The 22478-nt window shown below is 58.3% G+C and carries 17 protein-coding genes; 4 read left to right on the top strand and 13 right to left on the bottom strand.

Features of this window, described 5'->3' with window-relative positions:
* The first annotated feature begins 62 nt into the window (after positions 1 to 62).
* A complete protein-coding gene (locus ABTW55_RS23790) occupies positions 63 to 725 on the top strand; it encodes a hypothetical protein (RefSeq protein ID WP_060421076.1) in 663 nt (220 codons plus the stop codon).
* A 52-nt stretch (positions 726 to 777) separates the two neighbouring features.
* Here the strand turns inward: ABTW55_RS23790 and ABTW55_RS23785 are convergent, their stop codons facing one another.
* Complete coding sequence (locus ABTW55_RS23785; RefSeq protein ID WP_060421074.1) at positions 778 to 1800, bottom strand: LacI family DNA-binding transcriptional regulator; 1023 nt, start codon at positions 1798 to 1800, stop codon at positions 778 to 780.
* Positions 1801 to 2117: 317 nt separating this feature from the next.
* On the opposite strand from ABTW55_RS23785, the gene ABTW55_RS23780 reads away from it, so the two are divergent.
* The 3 genes from ABTW55_RS23780 (at position 2118) to ABTW55_RS23770 (ending at position 5236) form a co-directional block, all read left to right on the top strand.
* Positions 2118 to 3041, top strand: a complete 924-nt coding sequence (locus ABTW55_RS23780; RefSeq protein WP_049235084.1) for a substrate-binding domain-containing protein — start codon at positions 2118 to 2120, stop codon at positions 3039 to 3041.
* 67 nt (positions 3042 to 3108) lie between these two features.
* Positions 3109 to 4284: a Gfo/Idh/MocA family protein gene (locus ABTW55_RS23775; protein WP_060420754.1), complete on the top strand. Its 1176-nt coding sequence runs from the start codon at positions 3109 to 3111 to the stop codon at positions 4282 to 4284.
* Positions 4285 to 4294: 10 nt separating this feature from the next.
* Positions 4295 to 5236, top strand: a complete 942-nt coding sequence (locus tag ABTW55_RS23770) for a sugar phosphate isomerase/epimerase (protein ID WP_060421073.1) — start codon at positions 4295 to 4297, stop codon at positions 5234 to 5236.
* A gap of 90 nt (positions 5237 to 5326) precedes the next feature.
* Here ABTW55_RS23770 and cobA read toward each other — a convergent pair whose 3' ends face one another.
* The 12 genes from cobA to ABTW55_RS23710 all read right to left on the bottom strand — a co-directional run bounded on the left by cobA (position 5327) and on the right by ABTW55_RS23710 (position 22470).
* Positions 5327 to 6256 (bottom strand): uroporphyrinogen-III C-methyltransferase, encoded by a 930-nt coding sequence (gene cobA, locus ABTW55_RS23765; RefSeq protein ID WP_080431138.1) that lies wholly within the window; start codon positions 6254 to 6256, stop codon positions 5327 to 5329.
* Positions 6257 to 6267: 11 nt separating this feature from the next.
* A complete protein-coding gene (locus ABTW55_RS23760) occupies positions 6268 to 8934 on the bottom strand; it encodes a nitrate reductase (RefSeq protein WP_060421070.1) in 2667 nt (888 codons plus the stop codon).
* Positions 8931 to 13130 (bottom strand): nitrite reductase large subunit NirB, encoded by a 4200-nt coding sequence (gene nirB / locus ABTW55_RS23755; protein ID WP_072265008.1) that lies wholly within the window; start codon positions 13128 to 13130, stop codon positions 8931 to 8933. Before nirB ends, ABTW55_RS23760 begins: the two co-directional genes overlap by 4 nt.
* 21 nt (positions 13131 to 13151) lie before the next feature.
* Positions 13152 to 13949, bottom strand: a complete 798-nt coding sequence (locus ABTW55_RS23750; RefSeq protein ID WP_033653153.1) for an ABC transporter ATP-binding protein — start codon at positions 13947 to 13949, stop codon at positions 13152 to 13154.
* Between the two features lie 9 nt (positions 13950 to 13958).
* Positions 13959 to 14879, bottom strand: a complete 921-nt coding sequence (ntrB, locus tag ABTW55_RS23745; protein ID WP_060421068.1) for a nitrate ABC transporter permease — start codon at positions 14877 to 14879, stop codon at positions 13959 to 13961.
* A 12-nt stretch (positions 14880 to 14891) separates the two neighbouring features.
* Positions 14892 to 16154, bottom strand: a complete 1263-nt coding sequence (locus ABTW55_RS23740) for a CmpA/NrtA family ABC transporter substrate-binding protein (RefSeq protein ID WP_060421065.1) — start codon at positions 16152 to 16154, stop codon at positions 14892 to 14894.
* 268 nt (positions 16155 to 16422) lie between these two features.
* Positions 16423 to 17652, bottom strand: a complete 1230-nt coding sequence (locus ABTW55_RS23735) for a nitrate regulatory protein (RefSeq protein ID WP_060421061.1) — start codon at positions 17650 to 17652, stop codon at positions 16423 to 16425.
* A gap of 85 nt (positions 17653 to 17737) precedes the next feature.
* Positions 17738 to 19273, bottom strand: coding sequence for a phospholipase D family protein (locus tag ABTW55_RS23730; RefSeq protein WP_060421058.1), 1536 nt, complete (start codon positions 19271 to 19273; stop codon positions 17738 to 17740).
* Positions 19274 to 19359: 86 nt separating this feature from the next.
* Positions 19360 to 20151: a helix-turn-helix domain-containing protein gene (locus ABTW55_RS23725; protein WP_060421055.1), complete on the bottom strand. Its 792-nt coding sequence runs from the start codon at positions 20149 to 20151 to the stop codon at positions 19360 to 19362.
* A 350-nt stretch (positions 20152 to 20501) separates the two neighbouring features.
* The gene (locus tag ABTW55_RS23720) at positions 20502 to 20819 is read right to left on the bottom strand and encodes a cupin domain-containing protein (protein WP_015377878.1); all 318 of its coding nucleotides are present in this window, start codon (positions 20817 to 20819) and stop codon (positions 20502 to 20504) included.
* Between the two features lie 342 nt (positions 20820 to 21161).
* A complete protein-coding gene (locus tag ABTW55_RS23715) occupies positions 21162 to 21569 on the bottom strand; it encodes a DUF2000 domain-containing protein (protein WP_060421053.1) in 408 nt (135 codons plus the stop codon).
* 52 nt (positions 21570 to 21621) lie between these two features.
* Positions 21622 to 22470, bottom strand: a complete 849-nt coding sequence (locus ABTW55_RS23710; RefSeq protein WP_033648316.1) for an AraC family transcriptional regulator — start codon at positions 22468 to 22470, stop codon at positions 21622 to 21624.
* Between the last annotated feature and the right edge of the window lie 8 nt (positions 22471 to 22478).

The raw sequence follows: 22478 nt of genomic DNA, 5'->3' as shown, positions 1-22478 counted from the left end.
TTGCTTATTTTAAACCATTACTATAAATTAAACGCAATATCAATTTTTTGGCGAATGGAATCATGCCCGATCGGTCATTACTCTTTTTTTATAGTTTAGCCTTTGCTGCAGTAATTTATTTTATTGTTAAATTCAGGAAGGACATCACAAAAAAAGATGGGTTGATACATATAGCTTCATATCTAGTTATCGCCATTGCAATAATACTCTTACTCAATTCAGATCTTTCTGTTACTGGCATCCTGATTGCCATGTTTTCTTTTCTTGCAGCAGGTTTTATTTTTTTATGCGTTGCCATTTTCCTCAAAGATGTATACTCAACGAAAAAGTATACATTAACTGCCATAAAGCGAATAAAAACGGAAAATTCAATTGATTTCAAAGGAATGCCAGAATTCAAAAGCGGCATTTTTTGCTATAAAAAAACATGGTATGCTATCTATTCACCCTCTTTGAATTTACTTGAAATAGGCGTTAATGCGTTTGATAGCCAACCTGAGTTTGGCAAAAAATTCACCGTGCGAACGTTGTCTAAACGCGCTATTACATTCGTTCCGGAAGTAATTCCTGATGAAATCAATGATGACACTGAACTATTCGGCCAACTGGTAATATTTTGTGAAATATCTGAAAAAAATCAGATTATGGTGGAAAATTATATTGAAGCCATAAAAAATGGCTCTGCTACACCCTGGCTTATCTCTGTGCCAGATAAAACGCCATAATTTTAGCATGGCGGACATGGCGGACATGGCGGAAATGTTATCCGCCATGCACTCAATCAGCGATCTGAATTTCGTCTTGCTTCACATGCGACCGCCGAACCCGCAATTCCCCGTGCCGCCAGGCGCCGTCTGCCGTGGCGCGATTGTCGATCAGGCGATTCAAGGCCTCTTCGACCAGCCGGTCGATGCGTTGGCTGTAGCTGGTCAGCGCCCAGTTGGGTGAACCGGCCTCGTCGATATCGTCGAAACCTACCACGGCCATTGCAGACGACGGCGCCGTTTGTCTGAGCGCTTCGAGCGCCCCCAGCGCCAACACGTCGTTCTCGCAGAACAGCGCCTCAACCCGCTCGCTTTCCGGCGTTGCCTGCAGGTATTCGCTCATCAGCTGGAAACCGCGTTGGCGATCGTAGTGGCCGGCGGTGAGCACTCGATCCAACTGAAAGCCGGCGGCCATCAGTTTGTCGCGGTAGCCTTCCATGCGCAGCAAATGGCTGCTTTGCGTGTCCGGCCCCTTCATGTAACCAAAGCGCCGATGCCCTTGCTCTATCAGCAGCGCGGCGATCTCTTCGCCGGCGCGGTAGCCGTCGATATTGACCACATCAATGTGTTCGCTTTCCGTATTGCGGCATACCTGCACCAGCGGTATCTGATGCAGATCTTGCGCGATCGCTGCCCACTCCTTGGTTAACACCGTCGCCAGGAACAAAATGCCGTCGACCTGCAGCTGATCGGCCATCGCCATCACCGCCCGGTAGTTTTCCCCGGCGGTGATGTTCAGCAACAGCGCCATATAACCGCGGGTTTGCAGCTGTTTGGTCACCATATCGAGCATCATCATTGAATGCGGGTTCTTCATCTCGTCGATGGCCACGCCAATGATGTGCGTGCGTTTTTGCGACAGGCTGCGCGCCAGCAGATTTGGCCGATAGCCCAGCTCGGCCGCCGCCGCCAGCACGCTTTCACGCGCGCTGGCCGAGATCGAGGCGCCGGGCGTAAAGGCACGCGATACCGTCCATTTAGAGACGCCGGCCTTTTCGGCGACGTCGCTGGCGGTGGCTTTGTGGTGTTTCATCATGGTTGCGTCGATCCCTGCTTTGGTGAAGTCAAACTATACCCCGCTCGCTCAGATCCCCTAAGCGCCCGCCGGCATTTCTGCTGCAATTATGTCCCGTTTTTGCACCCGATTGCAAATCGTTATGCAACCGGGTGCAAAACGTAAACAATTTGTGATCGTCAGCGCTGTTTTCACCTTTCCCCTGTTGACCAAATTTTATTCATGGCCGACATTCACGGTGGCATTCAGAGACGCATCGCCGTTTTGCCTCCTGATTTGCACCCGGTTGCAAATACACTGTTTTTACACAACGCCTCTCTTCTCAACAGGAGACCGTAATGAAAAAAACCAGACTGTTGTTGATGTTAGCCTGCTCGCTGTTTGTGGTGACCGCCCAGGCCAAGACCTACCAGGTCGGCGTGGCGCTGGCCAACTTCGATCTCAACTTCGTCTCTATCCTGCGCAGCCAAATGGCGCGGGAACTGGCTGCGCAGCAACTGCAAGGCCAGTTCGTCGATGCCAAAGGCGATGTCGCCCTGCAGGTGCAGCAGGTGGACGATCTGATTAATCAGGGCGTGGACGCCATTATCCTCAACCCGGTTGATACGCAAGGCGTCCAGCCGATGATAGCGGCCGCCAAACGCGCCGCGATCCCCCTGATCTTCGTCAACCGCAAACCCGAAGTGCCGCTGAGCGGCGCGACGGCCTACGTCGGCTCCGATTCGGCGCTCAGCGGCCGCCTGCAGATGGAGGCTCTGGCGAAAAAAATGAATTACCGCGGCAACGTGGCGATCCTGATGGGCGCCCTCTCCAACGAAGAAACCCGCGAACGCACCCGCGCGGTTGAAGCGGTGATCGCCAAACACAAGGACCTGAAAGTGGTAGAGAAACAGACCGCAAAATGGCAGCGCAATGAAGCGGTCGATGTGGTTTCCGGCTGGTTGCTGAACGGCGTAGCGATCGATGCGATCGCCGCCAACAACGATGAGATGGCTATCGGTGCGATCATGGCGCTGAAGCAGGCCAAAAAGAGCGGTGTGCTGGTTGCCGGTATCGACGGCACGCCCGACGGCCTGCAATTTATCAAAAACGGCGACCTGGCGGTGACCATTTTCCAGGATGCCAAAGCCCAGGCGATCGGCGCGGTGCAAGTGACTCGCGCCCTGTTGGATCACGCCAAAACCGAGCCTTACAACTGGGTGCCTTACGCCACCGTGACGCGAGAAAACTACCCGGAATTTGCGCAGATGAATCAGAAATAAACCGTTGCCACTCTCTTTTTCAACCTCTTTTGCACCCGAGTGCAAAGCCACAATATCAGGAGTCAGCATGTTAAATGGTGAAAGAAGCATCCCTCGCCCGCTGCGTTGGGCGATGATCGGCGGCGGCCGCCTCAGCCAGGTGGGCTACAAGCACCGTTCCGGCGCACTGCGCGACAACACCGCCTATCGGTTGGTTGCCGGCGCCTTTGATATCGACGCGGCGCGCGGACGCGAGTTTGGCGTTAATCTCGGCGTGCCCGCCGAACGCTGCTATGACAGCTATCAACAGCTGCTGGAGCAAGAAGCCAACCGCGGAGATGGCGTTGAGGTGGTGACCATCGCCACCCCTAACGGCACCCACTATGAAATTACGCGCGCCGCGCTGAATGCCGGCCTGCATGTCATCTGCGAAAAGCCGCTGTTCTTCACCACGGCGGAGGCGAGAGAAATCAAGGCGTTGGCGGCGGAGAAAGGCCTGATCGTCGGCGTAACCTACGGCTTCTCCGGCCATCCGCTGCTGATGCAGATGCGCGCCATGATCGCGAACGGCGACATCGGCGAAATACGCATGGTCGAATTGCAATACACCCACGGCTTCAATGCCAACGAAAGCGCAGACAAGTTCGAGGCGCAAAAGTGGCGCGTCGATCCGAAAATCGCCGGCCCCTCTTTTGTGCTGGGCGACATCTCCACCCACACCTTCTACATCTCGCAGCTGGTGATGCCCGATATGAAGATTGCCTCCCTGCTGTGCGATCGCCAGAGTTTTATTCCTTCCCGCGCCCCGCTGGAAGACAACGCCATGGTGCTGATGCACTACGAAAACGGCGCCGTCGGCCGCATGTGGGCCTCCGCCGTCAACGCCGGCGCGATGGACAGCCAAAGCATCCGCGTGGTCGGCTCGCTCGCCAGCCTGCAGTGGAGCGACGCTGCGCCCGGCGAATTGCGCTATGAGATCCAGGGGCGGCCCAACCAGATCCTGCACCACGGCATGCCCTATCTTGACGACAGCGCCCTAGCCGAAGAGCGGCTCGGTGCGCTGCACACCGAAGGCCTGGCCGAATCCTGGGCCAATATCTACCTCAAGTTCGCCATCGCCATCAGCGCCAGCCAGCGCGGCGATCGGCAGACGCTGGCCACGCTGATCTACCCAGATATCGACGCCGGGCTGGAAGGCGTACGCTGGATTGAAAACTGCGTTCGTTCCGCCGACAACGGCGCCACCTGGGTTAATTACCAATAAGGAAAGCCTCATGAGACTCTCATTCTGTACCGATAGCCTGGGCCATTTACCCTTCGAGCAGATGCTGGACCGGCTGCTGGAGCTGGGGGTGCGCGGCGTGGAAATGACCACCGGCGGCTGGTCTCCGGCGCCCCATCTGGATGCCGACGATCTACTGGCCAACCCCGCCAAACGCCGGCAGCTGCTGCAGGCGCTGGCCAGCCGCGGCATGGAGATCGCCGCGCTCAACGTCTCCGGCAATCCGCTCGATCCCGGCGAGCTGGGGCAACGCCATCAGCGCCAAACCGACAATACGCTGGAGCTGGCCGGGCTGCTGGGAGTGAAAAAGATCGTCATGATGAGCGGCCTGCCGCCGGCCAGCCCGCATGACACCATCCCCAACTGGATCACCTATACCGTCAGCTGGCCGCCCACGGTGAAAAACTGCCTGGACTATCAATGGAATGAAGTGGCGATCCCCTATTGGCAGGCGCTGGTCGCCCGAGCCAAAGCGTGCGGCGTCGAGCGCTTTGCGCTGGAAAACTTCAGCGCCATGCTGGTGTGGAACCCGGAAACGCTGTTCCGGCTGCGCGAGGCCGTTGGCCCGATGGTGGGCCTGAACCTCGATCCCAGTCACTTGCTCTGGATGGGGGCAGATCCCATCGCGGTGGCCCGCGCCCTTGGCCCCGCCATTCACCATGTGCATGGCAAAGACGTGCGCCTTGAGCGCGGCGTCGTCGAGGTTAACGGGCTGCTGGAGACCAAACCGATAGATGACGTGGCCGGCCGCGCCTGGAACTATGTCGCCGTCGGCTGCGGGCGGGATCTGCAGTGGTGGAAGGAGTTCTTCTCGGTGGTGCGCATGATGGGCTACAACGACTGGGTGTCGCTGGAAATGGAAGACCTGACCATGTCGGTTGATGCCGGCATCGTTTCTTCCGTTCAGGCGCTGCAGCAATCGATTAGCCAATAACACCCTGCGCGGCGGCCATGACCGCTGCGCCTCTTTCTCACCACAAACACGGGATTAACCATCCCCGTGTCCTTGGTTCGATTAGATGTTTTAGCTATTGTGACCGTCTCTTGCGTGCCAGATATGGTCATAGGATGATTCCAGAATAACGCTTATGCTGTCCATTTTCGCCGGCCACTTCAGACTGGCTGGTAAAGCCGGTTCAGAACGGCCCATCTGCGGAAAAATCTTCTCAGGCAGTTCGGCAATCGGCCGGTACATTCCCACCACCTCACCAATAATTACCAGGGCTGGTGATTCGACCTGCTCCTCCGCAACGATCTTTCCTAATGCATCCAGAGTGCCCACCAGCACGCGCTGCTGAGGCTGAGTGCCGCGTTCAATCACCGCCACGGGCGTTGAGCCGGGTAAGCCATGGGCAATCAAGCGCTGGCTGATAACAGGGCTGTTGGCAATCCCCATATAGAAGACCAGCGTCTGGCGCACGGCGGCCAGTACGGACCAGTCAACGTCCGGTTCCCCTTCCGGGCCATGTCCGGTGACAAACCTGACGGACTGTGCCAGGTTTCGGTGCGTCAGCGGGATCCCGCTGGCTGCGGCACAGCCCATTGCCGCCGTGATACCGGGCACAACATTGCACACAATCCCCTTCTGCTGGCAGCAGGCCATTTCTTCCCCACCCCGGCCAAAGATGAACGGGTCGCCGCCCTTCAGGCGCACTACACGGTGCCCCGCCAGCGCCAGATCAACCAGCAACATATTGATTTCATGCTGTTCAAGGCGATGATTGCGCGGGGATTTGCCGACATCGATCCGCAGTGCAGTGTCCGGCGTCAGCGCCAGCACCGCATCGGACACCAGCCGGTCAAAGACCACGACATCGGCCTGCAGGATAACGCGCAGCGCTTTCAGGGTCAGCAGTTCAGTATCACCCGGCCCTGCGCCCACCAGCCAGACGTCACCCCGGCGCACCGGGCTGCGTTGGTCTGCCAGGGCCATAATCTGCGCTATCGGCAACATGTTGCTAGTTTTCATGGGCGTTCTTCCATCGTCAGGGCGGCCAGCTGGCCGGCAATAAACGTTTTCAGCTCCGGCACGCAGGAGCCGCAGTTAGTGCCACATTTCAGCTTTGAGCCGAGCTGTTGCACGCTGTGGCATCCCTGCCGCACGGCGTCGACAATCTGCGCTTCGCCAACAGAAAAACAGCTGCAAATCATTTTGCCGGTGGCGGCCTTATGGCTGCCGGCCTGGCCCGCCAGTAACGCCAGCCGCTGCGGTGCCGTGTCCGGCGGGGTGATAAAGGCAGACAGTATCGCTTGCCTGTCCGGCAGCAGTGGGCTTCGGCGCGCGTAAAATGCCAGCTGCAGTTCGCCCTGCGCCCACACCAGCAGGTTGAAGCCCTCATCCCCCATCCGGGCGCTCTGGCAGGTTTTCCCCTCCAGCGGATAATGTTCATTCAGCCACGCCATCCACTCCTCCTGGAGCGAAGAATCCGCTAACGTAAAATGCGTGACGCCCGGTTGGGTGATGCGGCTCCAGTAGGCGGTGGCAGGCGCGGCGATCCCCTCTCCCCGAATAAACAGCTCTGCATACCAAGCCGCTTTCCATTTCGTCAGATTGACCGGCATATGCTTACTTTCCGGTTGCCCGGAAAGAGGATCGGTAACGGGAGCTATCAGCGCATCGACCCGGGCCTGCCGGCTAAAATGGCTGTTCCAATGGATCGGCACGAAAATACTGCCGCGAGGCTGAAGATGATCGGGTTGCGCGCGTAACAGCAGCCAGCCATGGGATGAGGTTACACGCAGCAACTCACCCGCCTGAATGCCCGGCGCATCATCTGGATGAAACTGACAGTACGGCTCGCTGATATGCTGCATCAGGCGAGCAGACTTGCCGGTTCGCGTCATGGTGTGCCACTGGTCGCGCACCCTTCCGGTGTTCATGATCAGCGGATAAGCCGCAGTGGGCTGGCTGGCGGGCAGCGCCGGGGTGACGGCGATCAACCGCGCTTTACCGTCAGGGTGAAAAAAGGTTTTATCTGTAAATAGTCGCGGCGTACCCTGCGGCCGTGCGGCATTAACCGGCCACTGGATCGGCTGCAGGGTATCCCATTCTTCATTGGACAACTGCGCCAGCCCGCTGATGTCAAACGCCCGAGTGCCTGCATTTTCAAAGCCGGACAAGGCCGCATGTTCGCGGAAAATATCTGCCGGATGCTGCCAGGCAAAGGCCTCCGCAAACCCCAGCCGCTGCGCAACCTGGCTGAGGATCCACCAGTCAGGTTTGGCCTCCCCAGGTGCAGCCAGAAACGCGCGTTGCCGGGAGATACAGCGTTCCGAATTGGTCACCGTGCCATTTTTCTCCCCCCAGCCCAGGGCGGGCAGCAGGATATGCGCGGCGCGGGTGGTGTCCGTGTCACGCAGAATGTCGGACACAATAACCAGAGGACAGCGCGCCAGACCGGCCCGCACGCGATCGGCATCCGGAAGTGACACCAGCGGATTGGTGCCCATGATCCAGACGGCTTTTATCTCTCCCTTCTCGATAGCGCGGAAGAGATCGATGGCATTGAGTCCAGGGCTCTGCGCGACGTTATCGCTGTGCCAGAAACGCCCGACCCGTGTAATCTCTTCGGCGGTAAATCCCATATGGCAGGCCAGCTGGTTTGCCAGCCCGCCGACTTCACGTCCGCCCATCGCATTCGGCTGGCCCGTTATCGAAAATGGCCCGCTGCCAGCGTGTCCAATCTGGCCGGTTGCCAGATGCAGGTTAATTATCGCGTTGCATTTGTCGACGCCCGAACTGGACTGGTTGATCCCCATCGAATACAGCGTGACCAGCCGCTGGCTCCGGGCTATCCGTTGATAAAACGCCTGTAATTGCGAGGAGGCGATCCCGCAATAGTCCGCCGTCTTCTCCAGGCTCCACGCTTTTGCTGTCTGTAAGGTTTCTTCTGCCCCGTTCGTGTGGTGCTGCAGAAAAGCGGTATCCAGTTTTCCGCGCGCTGCCATCTCGTTCAGTGCGCCGCAGAACAGCGCCGCATCGCTGCTCGGACGCAGTGCCAGATGCAGATCGGCAATATCACAGGTGGCGGTCTTACGCGGATCAACGACGATAATCTGCATCTCCGGCCTCTCCGCTTTGGCTTTCGCCAGCCGCTGATACACCACCGGATGCGCCCAGGCGGTGTTCGAACCTACCAGAATAACGCAGTCTGCCTGCTCCAGATCATCATAATTGCAGGGGACGGCATCGGCGCCGAACGCCCGCTTGTAACCCACCACGGCGGAGGCCATGCACAACCTGGAGTTGGTATCCATGTTGCCCGCCCCGATAAACCCTTTCATCAGCTTGTTGGCGACGTAGTAATCCTCCGTTAGCAGCTGGCCCGAGCCATAAAACGCGACCGACTGCGGTCCATGCTCGTCAATCGTCGCCTGTAGCCCTTGTGCGACAGCGTCTAACGCCTGCGGCCAGCTCACGGGTTGATGATGGATTTCAGGCTGGAGCAGACGCCCCTGTAAGCCCAGCGTTTCACCCAGCGCGCTGCCCTTCACGCACAGCCTTCCGCGATTCGCCGGATGTGCCGGGTCGCCGCTGGCGGCGAAGCCATCAGCCTGTGGCTGCATACTGACGCCGCACCCCACGCCGCAATAGGCGCAGGTGGTTTTCACGACCGGAGACGCTGTTTTCATAGGTTGACCGTTTCAATGATTTTGGCGGACGCAACGCCCTGCATTTGTGCCTGAACCCAGACGCGGCCATCTTCCACTTTCACCGCCCAGCTTCGCAGCGCATGCGGCGAATTGTCCAGGCTGCGGCCGTCCCGTAAGCTGAAGCGCTGTTTATAGAGCGGGGAAATCACCACCGGTTCGCCTTTGACATCCCCCACGAGCCCGCGCGCCAGCACATTGGCGTCGCTGTCTGGTTCATGATTGCTCAGCGCAAAAACCTGCTGTGGATGACCGGGCAGATAGAACAGCGCAATCTGCTGGCTCGCCAAGCGCGCCGCCATTCCCGCATTCGCCGGGATGGCGCTCAGGCTGCACACTTCCACCCAGCCCGGTGCGGGCTCCTGCGTATTTTCTGCGGCAGGCACGGCGAGCATGCTGCGCTCCTCATGCGTTGCAGGCCGCAGTTGTTGACGTTCGCTCACCATCACGACCCCTTCGTCAGGGACCTCGCTGTTTACAAACGGTCTGAACAGCGCCAGGCGATCCGGCGAGGCCAGAGTGGTCTGCCATTCACACTGGTACGTCGCCACCACCGCAGACATTTCACGATCCAGTTCATCCGCAATTTGCAGGCTGTCGTCCAGAATCACCTGGCGCAGGTAGTCGATGCCCCCTTCGAGGTTATCCATCCAGGTGCTGGTGCGCTGCAGCCGGTCAGCGGTGCGGATGTAGAACATCAGTAAGCGGTCAACGGTACGAATGAGCTGCTCTGTGCTCATGTCCTGCGCCAGCAAATCAGCATGGCGGGGCTTCATTCCCCCGTTGCCGCAGACATACAGGTTCCAGCCCTTATCCGTGGCAATTACCCCCACATCTTTACTTTGGGCTTCGGCACACTCGCGGGTACAACCCGAGACGGCCATTTTGATTTTGTGAGGCGAACGCAGCCCTTTGTAGCGGTGCTCTAATTGCAGCGCGAGCGAGGTGGAGTCCTGTACGCCGTAGCGACACCAGCTCGACCCGACGCAGGATTTCACCGTACGCAGAGATTTGCCGTAGGCATGACCGGTTTCAAAACCGGCATCAACCAGCTGCTGCCAGATCTCCGGCAGTTGCTCCAGGCGCGCGCCGAACAGGTCGATTCGCTGCCCTCCGGTAATTTTGGTGTAGAGCTTGTAACGCCTGGCGACTTCGCCGATGGCGATAAGCCCTTCGGGGGTTATCTCTCCCGCCGGAACGCGCGGCACGACGGAATAGGTCCCGTCCTTCTGGATATTGGCGAAATAACGATCGTTGGTGTCCTGCAGTGGCAAATGCTGCGGTTTCAACAGGTAGTCGTTCCAGCATGATGCCAGTATCGATCCGACCAGCGGCTTGCAGATTTCACACCCGCTGCCGTGGCCGTGCTTTTCAATCAGTTCCCCGAACGTGCGGATATTGCCTACCCGAACCAGGTGATAAATCTCCTGGCGCGAATACGCGAAATGCTCACAGATGTCTTTTTTCACCTCGACGCCCATGTCGGACAGCGCATATTCCATCACCTGCTTGGTGAGTGCGGCGCAGCCCCCACAGCCCGTCGCCGCTTTGGTGCAGGCTTTTATCGCCGCCATATCGTGGCAGCCGTTCTTCACGGCGTTACGGACATCGCCTTTACTGACGTTGTGGCAGGAACAAATTTGCGCGCTATCGGGCAGGGCTGCGATGCCCAGCACAGGTTTGTCTGCGCCCGACCCGACAGGCAAAATGAGGGATTCAGGTTTGGCTGGCAGCGGCATATCGTTGAGCATCATTTGCAGCAACGTGCTGTATTCCGCGCTGTCACCCACCAGCACCGCCCCCAACAGCCGTTTGCGATCCTGCGATACCACGATTTTCTTATACACTTCCGCCGGACCGTCTACCCAGCTGTAGTTCTGGCTACCTGGGGTACGCCCATGCGCGTCACCAATCGATGCCACCTCAACACCAAGAAGCTTAAGTTTGGTGCTCATGTCCGCGCCCTTAAAGACGGCGTCGCCGCCCGTCAGGGTATCCGCCAGCGCGCGGGCCATCTGATAACCCGGCGCCACCAGGCCGAAGATCTGCCCGTTCCACAGCGCACATTCGCCGATCGCATAAATAGCCGGGTCGGACGTCTGGCAGCGATCGTCAATCACAATGCCGCCGCGCGGCCCCACTTCAAGCCCGCACGCTCTCGCAAGCTGATCGCGTGGGCGGATCCCTGCGGAAAATAGCACCAGATCGGTTTCCAGATAGCTGCCATCGGCAAACACCATCCGGTAATGGCTCTCCTCGCCCGCAGTAATGGCCTGGGTTTCTTTCCCGGTATGCACCTTCACGTCCAGCGCTTCAATTTTACGGCGCAGCATCGCGGCACCGCCGTCGTCGAGCTGAACCCCCATCAGCCGCGGGGCAAACTCCACCACGTGCGTATCCAGCCCGAGCTGTTTCAGCGCGTTGGCCGCCTCCAGCCCCAGTAATCCCCCGCCGACAACCACGCCCGTTTTGCCGTTTGCCGCGCAGGCCTGAATGGCCGCAAGATCGTCAAGCGTGCGGTAAACCAGACAGCCCGGCGCATCATTGCCAGGGATCGGCGGCACAAACGGATAGGATCCTGTTGCCAGCACCAGTACATCGTAAGCCGTCTGCCGCCCCTGGTGATCGACCACAAAACGGTGTTTTGTATCAACGAGCCCGATGCTGTGCCCCAGACGCAGTTCAATCCCGGTCGATTCGAAAAATCCCTTTTCAACCATTGAGAGGGATTCCGCCGTGCGGCCAGAGAAGTATTCGGACAAATGCACACGGTCGTAGGCGGGCGAGGCCTCTTCGGCAAACACAATCACCTGGTATTGCAGATGCAGCTCACGCGCAACCAACTGCTCTAAAAAATGATGGCCCACCATGCCGTGTCCGGCCATAACCAATACGGGTTTCGACATTGAATGACTCCTCGCCACCTCGACGGGTAACGGTTCTGATTTAACAGGCTGTAAGCCAGAGGCATCCGGCTCATTACCGGGACTGAAGACGCTGAAGGGCAACGGTTGACCAGCGGGCGTGCCGATCCGCTGGAGGTATTGCGGGCCATCGCTGATATCGCCCCACAGCAACACCCCTTGCAGTTGGTTGTCGCAGAGCACCAGCCTTCGATAATGCCCGTCAAACGGGTCAAAGGTGGTATGGGTCTGAGCGCCATCGCGGCTGTGTAATTCACCGGCGCAGAACAAATTCAGGCCTGTGACCTTGAGGCGCAGCGGGACATTCTGCACCTCGAATGAAGTGGCTTTGTCGCCCCCCGCCAGCCGCGAGGCCAGCGTTTCAGCCTGCTGCCAGCACGGGGCCACCAGGCCAAAAGTGAGTTCGCCCCACTGGCAACATTCTCCAATTGCCGAGATGTGCGGGTCAGCGGTTTGCAGCTGCGGGTTCACCAGAATACCGCGATCGCACGGCAAGCCGGACCGTTGTGCCAGCGCGATGTTCGGCCGCACGCCCACAGAGAGCACGACCCGCTCCGCCGCTATTCCGCGCCCATCATTAAGATTCACCCTGCTGACGTTGCCAGCGGCATCAGCGCTGAATGACACCGTTTCAGCCTGCAAAATGACGTTGATGCCGCGTAATGAGAGCCCCTCGTGCAACAGTTTTCCGGCGTGTTCATCCAGCTGCTGATCCATCAGATGTGTGCCGCGATGTAGCAGGCTCACCCGCATTCCACGCCGCGCCAGGGCCGCCGCCGCCTCCACGCCCAGCACGCCGCCGCCGATCACCGCAACCGGTTGGCCTGCGTAGGTTCCCTGCAGAATATTTTCGACATCCTGCTGAGTGCGGAACCCGTAGATACCCGGCAATTCGACCCCAGGCAGGGGGGGCAGAAATGGCCGTGAGCCAGTGGCCAGAACCAAATGATCGTATGAATAGATCTGCCCGGCGGCCGTGACGGTGCAAGCGTGACGGTCGATTGCCGTCGCCGCCGTGCCTGCGATCAATGTGATGTTGTGATGCTCATACCACTGCGCGTCATGCGTGACTATCTGGCCAAAATCTTTCTCACCGGAAAGCACCGGCGTCAGCTGGATACGGTTGTACGCACTGTGCTTTTCATCGCCAATGATCATGATACGGTAACGATCTGGTGCGAGCTCACAGAGATGTTCCACCAGCCGCACGCCTGCCATACCATTGCCGATAACGATTAGAGTCGGTTTAGCCATTGCACAACTCCCCTCATGGAATCAGGCCACTGCCCGGTGTTTTGCATAGAGAAAATGCAGCACCTGCTGGCGATACTGGTGGAACAGAGGATCGTTCGACAAAGCCAGTCGACTGCGGGGGCGTGACAGCTCAACCTGTAACACTTCACCGACTTTCGCCGCCGGACCATTAGTCATCATCATCACGCGGTCAGACAGCAGCACCGCTTCATCAACGTCGTGGGTGATCAGCAAAATGGTGGTTTTCAGACGCGCCTGAATGTCCATAACGGCGTCCTGAAGATGCGCCCGCGTCAGCGCATCCAGCGCCCCGAAAGGTTCATCCATCAGCAAAACTTTCGGTTTCATCGCCAAGGCACGGGCGATACCGACACGCTGCTTCATGCCGCCTGAAATGGCGCCCGGGCGCTTATCGGCCGCATGCTCCATGTGCACCAGTTCGAGATTGTGCAAAATCCAGTCGTGCATTTCGCTTTTGTTCATCTGGTCTTTAAAGACCTGCCGCACCGCCAGTTCGACATTCTCAAAAGCGGTTAACCATGGCAGCAGCGAATGGTTCTGGAAGACGACCCCGCGCTCTGGTCCCGGCCCGGTAATCTCTTTGTTGTCGCACAGCAGCACGCCTTCCGTCGGGCGACTCAGCCCGGCAATCAAATTCAGCAGGGTCGACTTTCCGCAACCTGAGTGGCCAATCAGGCTGACCGTTTCGCCTTCTGCGATATCAAAGCTGACGTTATCGAGCGCCAGAAAAGTGGTTTTCGCTGAAGGAAAACGTTGAGTGACGCTCTGGACGCTGATAATCGATTTTTCTTTTTTCATCGCGGGCTCCTAGTGATTGTCGTAACTTAAGCGACGGGCAACGGCCATCAGCCCCTGCTCCAGTAACATCCCCACGGCACCAATCAGCAGAATGGCGACGATAATGTTTTCCACGTTGAGGTTGTTCCATTCGTTCCAGATCCAAAAACCGATGCCCACGCCGCCGGTCAGCATTTCAGCCGCAACAATCACCAGCCAGGCGATACCGATGGACAACCGCACCCCGGTCAGAATGTACGGCAGCACGGCAGGAAACAGGATCTTGCGCATTACGGTGAATTCGCTGAGTTTCAGCACCCGCGCAACGTTGAGATAGTCCTGCGGAATGCGCATCACCCCTTCTGCGGTATTGAGGATCATCGGCCAGATAGAACAGATGAAAATGGTCCAGGACGAGGCGGGCTCCGCGCGCTGGAACAACAGCAATCCAATCGGCAACCACGCCAGCGGGCTGACCGGGCGCAGCAGCGAGATAATGGCGTTGAACATGCTGGCGATGAAGCTGAAGCGGCCAATCAGGAACCCGGCCGGGATGCCGACCAGCGCGGCAAGCCCGAAACCAATCGCAACTCGCTGTAGCGAGGCCAGGACATTCCAGCCAATGCCCATGTCGTTTGGCCCGTTGATATAGAACGGATCGGCAAAAATCACCTTCGCCGCCTCCCAGGTCTGAGCGGGCGTCGGGAAGCCTTTACTGCTACTGGCGGCGATTTGCCACAGGAGCAGCAGCACGAAGGCCCCGAGAATGGCGGGGATCATTTTCTGCATGAAGCGGCGAACGCTCGCGCGAAGCCGGACAATAAAGGTATCCGTTCTGGCTACCGGGGCGGCTCTCTCGATCGTGATCACTTCTGCGCTGGCGGGCGATTCAACGCTGACCGCGGCAGGCTCCGTCAACGTGACGACATTGGTTTTCAAATTTCCGGACATCAGTGGCCTCACTTAGCGTTTCATTGCAAAACTGTTGGCGTAGTCAGCAGGGTTGCTGCCGTCCCAGACTCTGCCGTCAATCAACGTGCTGCTTCGCATGTCGCTGGATGGCAAATTGATCCCGCCAACCGCGGCGGCAGCTTGTTTGTAGACGTCAATGCGGTTAATTTTTTGGGCGATACCGAGGTAGTCAGGATCGCTTTCCAGCAATCCCCAGCGCTTCTGCTGAGTCAGGAACCACATGCCATCGGAGAGATACGGATAATTGACCGCGCCATCGTTGAAGAAGCGCATGCGGTGGGCATCTTTCCACGTTTTCCCCAGCCCATTTTCGTAGTCGCCGAGCATCCGCCCCTGAATCGTCTTGAGTGGCGTGTTGATGTACGCCCGCGCCGCAACGACCTGAGCGGTTTCACTACGATTGGCATCAGAGGTATCTATCCAGCGGGAGGCATCCAGCACCGCGGCGGTCAGCGCGCGAGCCGCATTCGGGTTTTCAGTCACCCAGGCAGAGGTTGTGCCGAGCACTTTTTCCGGATGATCCGGCCAGATTTCCTGTGAGGTGACAGCAGTGAAACCAATGCCGTCCTGAATCGCGCGCTGGTTCCAGGGTTCCCCCACGCAAAAACCGCTCATATTGCCGATTTTCATGTTCATGACCATTTGCGGCGGAGGCACCACGACATTGCGCACGTCGTTAAAGGGATGGATACCGGCGTTTGCCAGCCAGTAGTAAAGCCACATCGCGTGCGTGCCGGTCGGGAACGTCTGCGCAAAGGTATAGGTCCCCTTCGCGCTGGCCTGGACCACTTTTTGTAGCGATGCAGCATCCGTCACGCCCGCCTGCTTTAACTGCTCAGAGAGCGTAATGGCCTGCCCGTTCTGGTTGAGGGACATCAGCATCGCCATCTCATGCTGCGGGCCGGACACGCCAAGCTGCAGGCCATAGAGCATCCCATACAGAACATGCGCTGCATCCAGCTCGCCAGACACCAGTTTGTCGCGTACTGACGCCCAGCTCGACTCCTTGCTCGGGATGATTTTAATGCCGTACTTCTCATCAAATTTCTTTACCGCCGCCATCACCACTGAGGAGCAGTCGGTCAGGGGAATGAACCCGACGCGAATCTCTTTCTTCTCTGGCGTGTCGGAACCGGCAGCCCAGACCCGGTTCATGAATCCTGACATCAACATGCTGCCGCCGAGCACCGCACTCCCCGCAAGAAAGCAGCGGCGGGAGAGTTGTCCCGGAGTCTTTTTGTCGTCTTGTGTCATCAGGGCTTTCCGTTAGGTTGAAAAATGGAAAAAAAAAAGCGTCCAGTTAGCGCTCAGTTCCCTGAACGCTAACGGACGCCTTTATCCGTAATGCTGACTAAACCGCCATTGGTTTAGTGCTGTTGCTATTAAAAAGAATGCAGCTTGTGTGCCAACCTGCGGTATCAAAAAAAATCAGAGGGTTAGCCTTATTCTGTCGCTTTGACGCCCTTTCTGGTGCACCGGAACTGCACATCCTGCACAGCGTAATTGCACACAGAAGGTGCAGTTATTGGCCCGGTTTGTGCCCGTTTTTGCCTAACAGCGCAGACACGGCAAGCATCGCGTCAGCAATTTCCGAAAGTTTCTTATTCTGATTCATTGCCATCTCAAGCAGTGCCTTATGCGCCTGGGGTTCCGTTAAGCCCTGATGCTGCATCAGCAGGCCCTTTGCCCGCTCAACCAGCTTACGCTCGGTCAGCGTGACGCGAAGTTGAGAAAGTTCGGCATCGAGCGCCTGCAGCTGGCGGGACTGCTGTTCAACAAGCTCAAGAACCGAACGACTAAGCTGCGGCGAGAGTAGCGCGGCGTAATGGCTTTCAGACTGTGGGATTTGGTCAATATTCTGCTGCTGAAGCGCAAGGGCGGCCTGTGCTTCACGGATACGCTGGCGGCAGGAGGCCATCAGCGCAGCTTGCAGCTCATCCTCCACCACTTTCATTCCATCGATTCGCGCCGTCGCAACGTCAAACCAGCGTAATGCGGTATCCGTCGTCTCACCGCCAGGCCTGACGCGCGTGCAGGCAATTCGCCTGAAACGTTCAAATTCACTGCTGTCCTGGTTCATCTGCTGCCGCCACATTGCCAGACAGCGGGGAGCCGCGAATTCCATGAAGGTCTGAAAGCAGCGCTCCTGGCTCTCGATTAAGCCTGTGAATTGCTGTTGCGCGATGACATCAAAATGCCCTGCCGCAAAACCGGCGGCGGCCGTGGCCCGCTCCTGTGCGGCCAGCTCTTTTCCCTGCATAAAACTGAACATCGCCAGCAATGCCCGTGAAATTGACGGATCGCCGGAGATATCCGCCGTTTCGAAGACCAGTGACAAATGCGAGCGAATCACCTCGTTGTAGGCATTCATGGCATCAGGCTGACTGATAGACAGTCCAAGAACCTGCTGACGCAGTTGCGGTAACGTACTGAGGCTATGCAACACCGAGGCAATGCGGCTGAGTAATCGCGGTGCATTCGCCAGGTTGGGGCCGGTAAGATCCTGAGACGCAAGCCACTGACTGACGACCTCCTCTGCCTTCCGGACCTCCAGTGCCCGCTCACTCAGTTGCTTTCCCCAGGTGTTCCCATGAGAACATAAGAAGATGTTCGAGGTGCCTCGTTCCCGTTGCAGTGCGTGGATCATCAGGCTGACCGCACCAACCAGTTCACCCAGCTGCAACAGCTGCTGCAAACCCGCGATTTCGCTTTTTTTCGACGCCTGTACAAAGCTCAGAGCAGAAAGGGCCATGGAGTAACCTGCTGATAAGAGGAGACTCCTGGATAAAGCAAGAAACGTGCCTGAGACAGGGGCGCTTTTCCCTCCCGCCGCGCCGTTACAGCATCCATTCGATCGGCAGCCAGCCGGCCACGATGAGAATGATGCGTTTTACCCAGCCGGCGCCGGGCTCTTGCTGATGGATCTCGGTGTGGCCGTCTTCGAAGGCTTCGTTCCAGACCATTTTGCCCGCGGGCGTCAGCGCCGGGCGGTAGGCGGCGTATTCGAGCGGGCCATCAAACAGCTGGCGGGTGTCGGCCGCCAGCGTCGGGCTGTCGATCAAGAAGCCCATTTCGCAGTTCAGGTGCGCCGATCGCGGATCGAAATTGAACGAGCCGATAAATACCCGTTTATCGTCGATGGCGAAGGTTTTCGCGTGCAGCGCCGCGCCGGACAGTCCCAGCGGTTTGAGTTCCTGCCGCCCCGTCGGCTGGCCGGCGCGCAGCTTCAGCTCAAACAGCTCGACGCCCGCCTGCAGCAGTTCACGCCGGTATTTGGCGTAGCCGGCATGCACCACCAGCACGTCGGTGGTGTTCATCGCGTTGGTCAGCACGCGAATGGATTTTCCCTGTTTGGCGAGCGATTCAAAAAAACTCGCCCCTTCCCGGCCCGGCACGAAATAGGCGGAGACCAGATCCAGTTGCCGGCCGACGCCGCCGATAATCTTGCTCAGCTGCGTCACCATCAAACGATCGCGCGAAGCCTTGCCCAGCCCTTTCGCCGGATCGTCGGCCACCAGCTCTACCTGGGTGAATTCCGGCTGGACGACGCCATCGCGAAAGCGCACCGCGCTGGTTTCCAGCTGCACCGCCAGTTTGCGGGCCCGTTCGCTGCTTTCGGTCGCGGTGGCCTGCGCCAGGAAGGCGGAAAGGTCGCCTGTGCCCCGGATAATCTGCTCAACGCCAAACACCGACGCGCTGTTCCAGTAGCGATCGAAGACCTCGGCGGTCTCCGCCACCACGTTGCCGACGCTCAGCACGTCGAGATCGAGGAAATAGTTTTCGTCGCCGACCTGGAAATACTCGTCGCCGATATTGCGGCCGCCGATGATCGCCACGGCGCCGTCGACGATATAAGACTTGTTATGCATGCGCCGGTTCATGCGCATAAAGTCAAAGGCGTAGCCGGCCAGCTTCGGCGTGCGCACGGTTGACGGGTTAAACAGGCGGATCTCGACGTTTTCCTGGGCGTTCAGCGCCGCCAGGGTCTCGTCCATGGCGACGCCGTTATCGTCCAGCAACAGCCGCACGCGCACGCCGCGTTGAGCCGCGTCATACAGGGTTTTCAGCAGGATCTGCCCGGAGGTGTCGTTATGCCATATGTAGTACTGGGCGTCGATCGACCTTTCCGCCATCCGCGCCAGCGCCAGGCGGCTGGCGAAGGCATCGTGCCCGCTGGCCAGCGGCACCACGCCGCTCAGGCCCGGATGCGCCGCCATCAGTTCGGCGGCGCGCGCCGGCAGCTGGGCGGCAGGATCCGCCGGCAATGCCGCCTGCGGCAGACGCTGGGAGATATTCGGCAAACGAAAGATGACTCTGGCCGCAATAATGGCGATCGTCACGGCGAGAATCAGATACACGACAATTTTTATCACGGGAAGCGGCCTCGGAGGTTGACTGCTTTGCTTTATACGTCATTAGGTTGCTTCAATCTATAGGAGAAGCGCGCTATGCCATAAGGCTATAGCGTAAAGCGCGAAGGCGAAACGCCAAACAGTTTTTTGAACGCCACCGAATAGGCGCTGTGGCTCTCGTAACCGCTTTCGAAGGCGGCGTGGATGATCGAGTGGCCGGCCAACAGCAGCGGAATGGACGACAGCAGCCGCAGACGCTGTTTCCACTGGCCGAAGGTGATGCCGGTTTGTTGGCTGAAATGGCGTTGAAAGGTCTTTGCGCTGATCGACAGTGAATCGGCCCAGGCTTCAATGCCGCGATCGTCGGCCGGCGTGATGACCAACCGCCGGCAAATCTCGGCCATTCTCGCCTCTGCCGGCCAAGGCAGGTGCAGCGCCAGCTGCGGCTGCAGGCTCAACTCCTCAAGGAACAACGCTCTGAGCAGCGCATTGCGTTGGGTCTCCGCCCCTTCGGGCGCCAGCGTCGCCAACTGAGCGATCAGTTCTCGCAACAGCGGTGAGACTTGCAAGACGCCGTCGCGCAGCGGCAAACGCGCGGCGGTGATTTCATCGACCAAAATCCCGTAAACGCAGATGTTGCTCTGCATGACGATCTGATGCTCTACCCCCGGCCGCAACCAAACTGCGGTGGTGGGCGGCACGATCCAGCGCCCGCTGCTCGCCTCGACCGCCATAACGCCCTGCTGCGAATAGAGCAAATGGCAGCGTTTATGCGAGTGGTAAGGAATGACAAAGCCCGCCGGATAGTGTTTCACCAGCCCCGTCACCTCAAACGAGGAGTTTTCGTGGCTGCTGAGGTCGATGCGTTTCGTTTCGGCGTTGTCGACTTCGAATCCCATGGCCTTTGTCCCTTTTGATAACGCGAATGTCTTTTATTTGATAGAGGAGCCGCATGATCCTCCATATAGTGACGCTGTCGCAAGCCACACCAGGGGCCTTATGCGAAGAAACTCACTATTTACACCAAAATTTCATCGTTCTGCGTAAAACGCAGGCGTTGCGCATGCGCTGCGCAATGGCGGCTCGTTGCGGGGGCGACGTGGCCGAAAGTGATGGATAGGGAAAGCGCGGTGGCATAATCAGGAGGTATACGCATCAATCAGCAGGCAGCTCAGCCCGGGGGGGCGGCTTAATGCTGAAGGGATAGGGAGAGCGCCTAGGCTCTCCTCCATCCAGAGTTGTTATTTCATCAACGGGCCAGCTCGGCGCCGTCCAGCTCGGAAATCGCCAGACAAATCACTTCCGTAATGGCCTGTACCGTATAGGCGGTATTGGCAGGAATGATTAACATCTCATGGGGTTGCAACGTCTGATCGTCAACCTTCAGTTCACCGCTCAGCACCATCAGTTTCACCCAGCCCGGATGAAAACGCGCCGGTTGCCGGCTGCCCGCATCCAGCTTCAGCAACGCCGTATGGCCAGGCGTTTCCCGTTTCAAAATATGAAAGTGTACCCCATCGTAAGGCATGTTTTCGTAATGCAGTGACGCCAGTGTTCTCTTATGCATGGTAAGTGTCCTCGTGACCTGTGAGTAGCTGCTCCGCCTTCGGTCGCCGTAAAAACGATTGGCGGCTGTCCCTACCGAAAGCACAGGCTCGCAGCCTCTTGGCGAACGGATTAACTGTCGTACTTGCAGCGGCCCGACCGACCGCCGTTTCATGCCTAACCTGCCTCAGGCATGCTACTAAATATATAAGAGCCTCGCCGACGGCGCAAAAAACCGCGGTTCTTATCATTTAATGATGCCCGAACCTCATTTCAAGTGTTGCCGCCAAAGCCCCCATACCGCCATTCAGACGGCATGGGACTGGCCCCCTGCTTTCGCCGCCGGGCGGCGCACTTTCCAGCCCTAGCCGTGGAGCGCCAGGCCTTTTATCGCCTTATCCACCGCTTTCTTCGGCCCGCGCAGCCCCAGGCCGACCAAATCCAGATTGCCCGCGTCTTCAGCGCGAAAAACCTGGCGGTTGGCTTCATCGTGCCCGGTCGCGAACATGGCGTGCACATAGGGGATCAGCGTTAATTCCCGCTCCAATCCTTTGCGATGCACATTTTGCAGGCCCGGCAGATCCGCGGCGAAAATCAGCATCGGCTGCCCGGAAATGGCGCCGTAGCGTCTGCCCTGCGCATCCACGTAACGCTCGCCGATGATTTCCGGGGCCGCGGCGGCGATACCCGTCGCCAGAAAGGCCACTACGTTCAGCCGCTGCCAGGTTGGCAGATCGTCACGCACGATAAACGCTATCTTGGTATCAAACATATTTCGCTCTACTCCGTTGTGCTGTTAAACGCGCATCATCGGAGATGGCAAGTCAACGGTATAGAACGTTTGTGCACTGGCGTTGATAGGCCGCCGGAGATAATCGGTAGGCGCGCTGGAACCAGCGGCCCAAATGGCTCTGGTCGGCAAAGCCCACCTGCATGGCGACCTGCGCCGGTTCTTCCCCCTGCGCCAACAGCAAGCGTGCAGCCCGCAGCCTCAACCGAACCAAATAAGCGTGCGGCGACTGGCCGAAAGCCCGGGTGAACTGGCGAGTCAAGCGGAAACGATCCAGGCCGCACTGAAGAGCAAGTTCATCCAGGCTGGGGTTATCCGCCATGTGTTCGTGCAAGTAGTCCCGCAAGCGATTCATCTCAATTAAAGCGTCATCGCTTTGGGAAGTTGGCCGAACGCGAATATGCCGTGCCAAAAGCGTCAGCAGTTGATCCAGGCTTTGATCGCGCGCCAGCCGGCCTTCCCCCTGATGCAACGCAAAAAACGCCTGGTGGATCGCGGTCGCCAGCATCGGATCGTCGGTCAACGTGCTGTGGAAGGCGCCTTCCAGCACCGAAGCGTCCCCCAATCCGCGGCGGCTCATCGCGTCGGAGACCCAGCGCTGCGGCAGATAAAGCATCGCATAGGTAAACCCCTCGGCCTGCGGCGCATGGCCATCGTGCACCGCGCCCGGCTCGATCAGCATGGCGCGCCCCGGCCGGCTGGTATGCAGCGAGCGGTGGCAATGGAAACGCTGCAAGCCCTGCTGCGTGACGCCCACCAGCATTTCATCATGATCGTGAGGATCGTAGGCATGCCCCTGAAAGTGAGCGTTGACGCTCTCAATACCGGTTTCGTCATCGCGTCGCAATTCGAGCCAGTCTTTATGTTGATGATTTGACGCCATGCAATCAG

The organism is Serratia sp. SM04 (assembly GCF_040280225.1).
Classification (GTDB): Bacteria; Pseudomonadota; Gammaproteobacteria; order Enterobacterales; family Enterobacteriaceae; genus Serratia; species Serratia sarumanii.
Note: the sequence above shows the minus strand (reverse complement) of the source record. Positions and strands in the feature narration are given on the sequence as shown.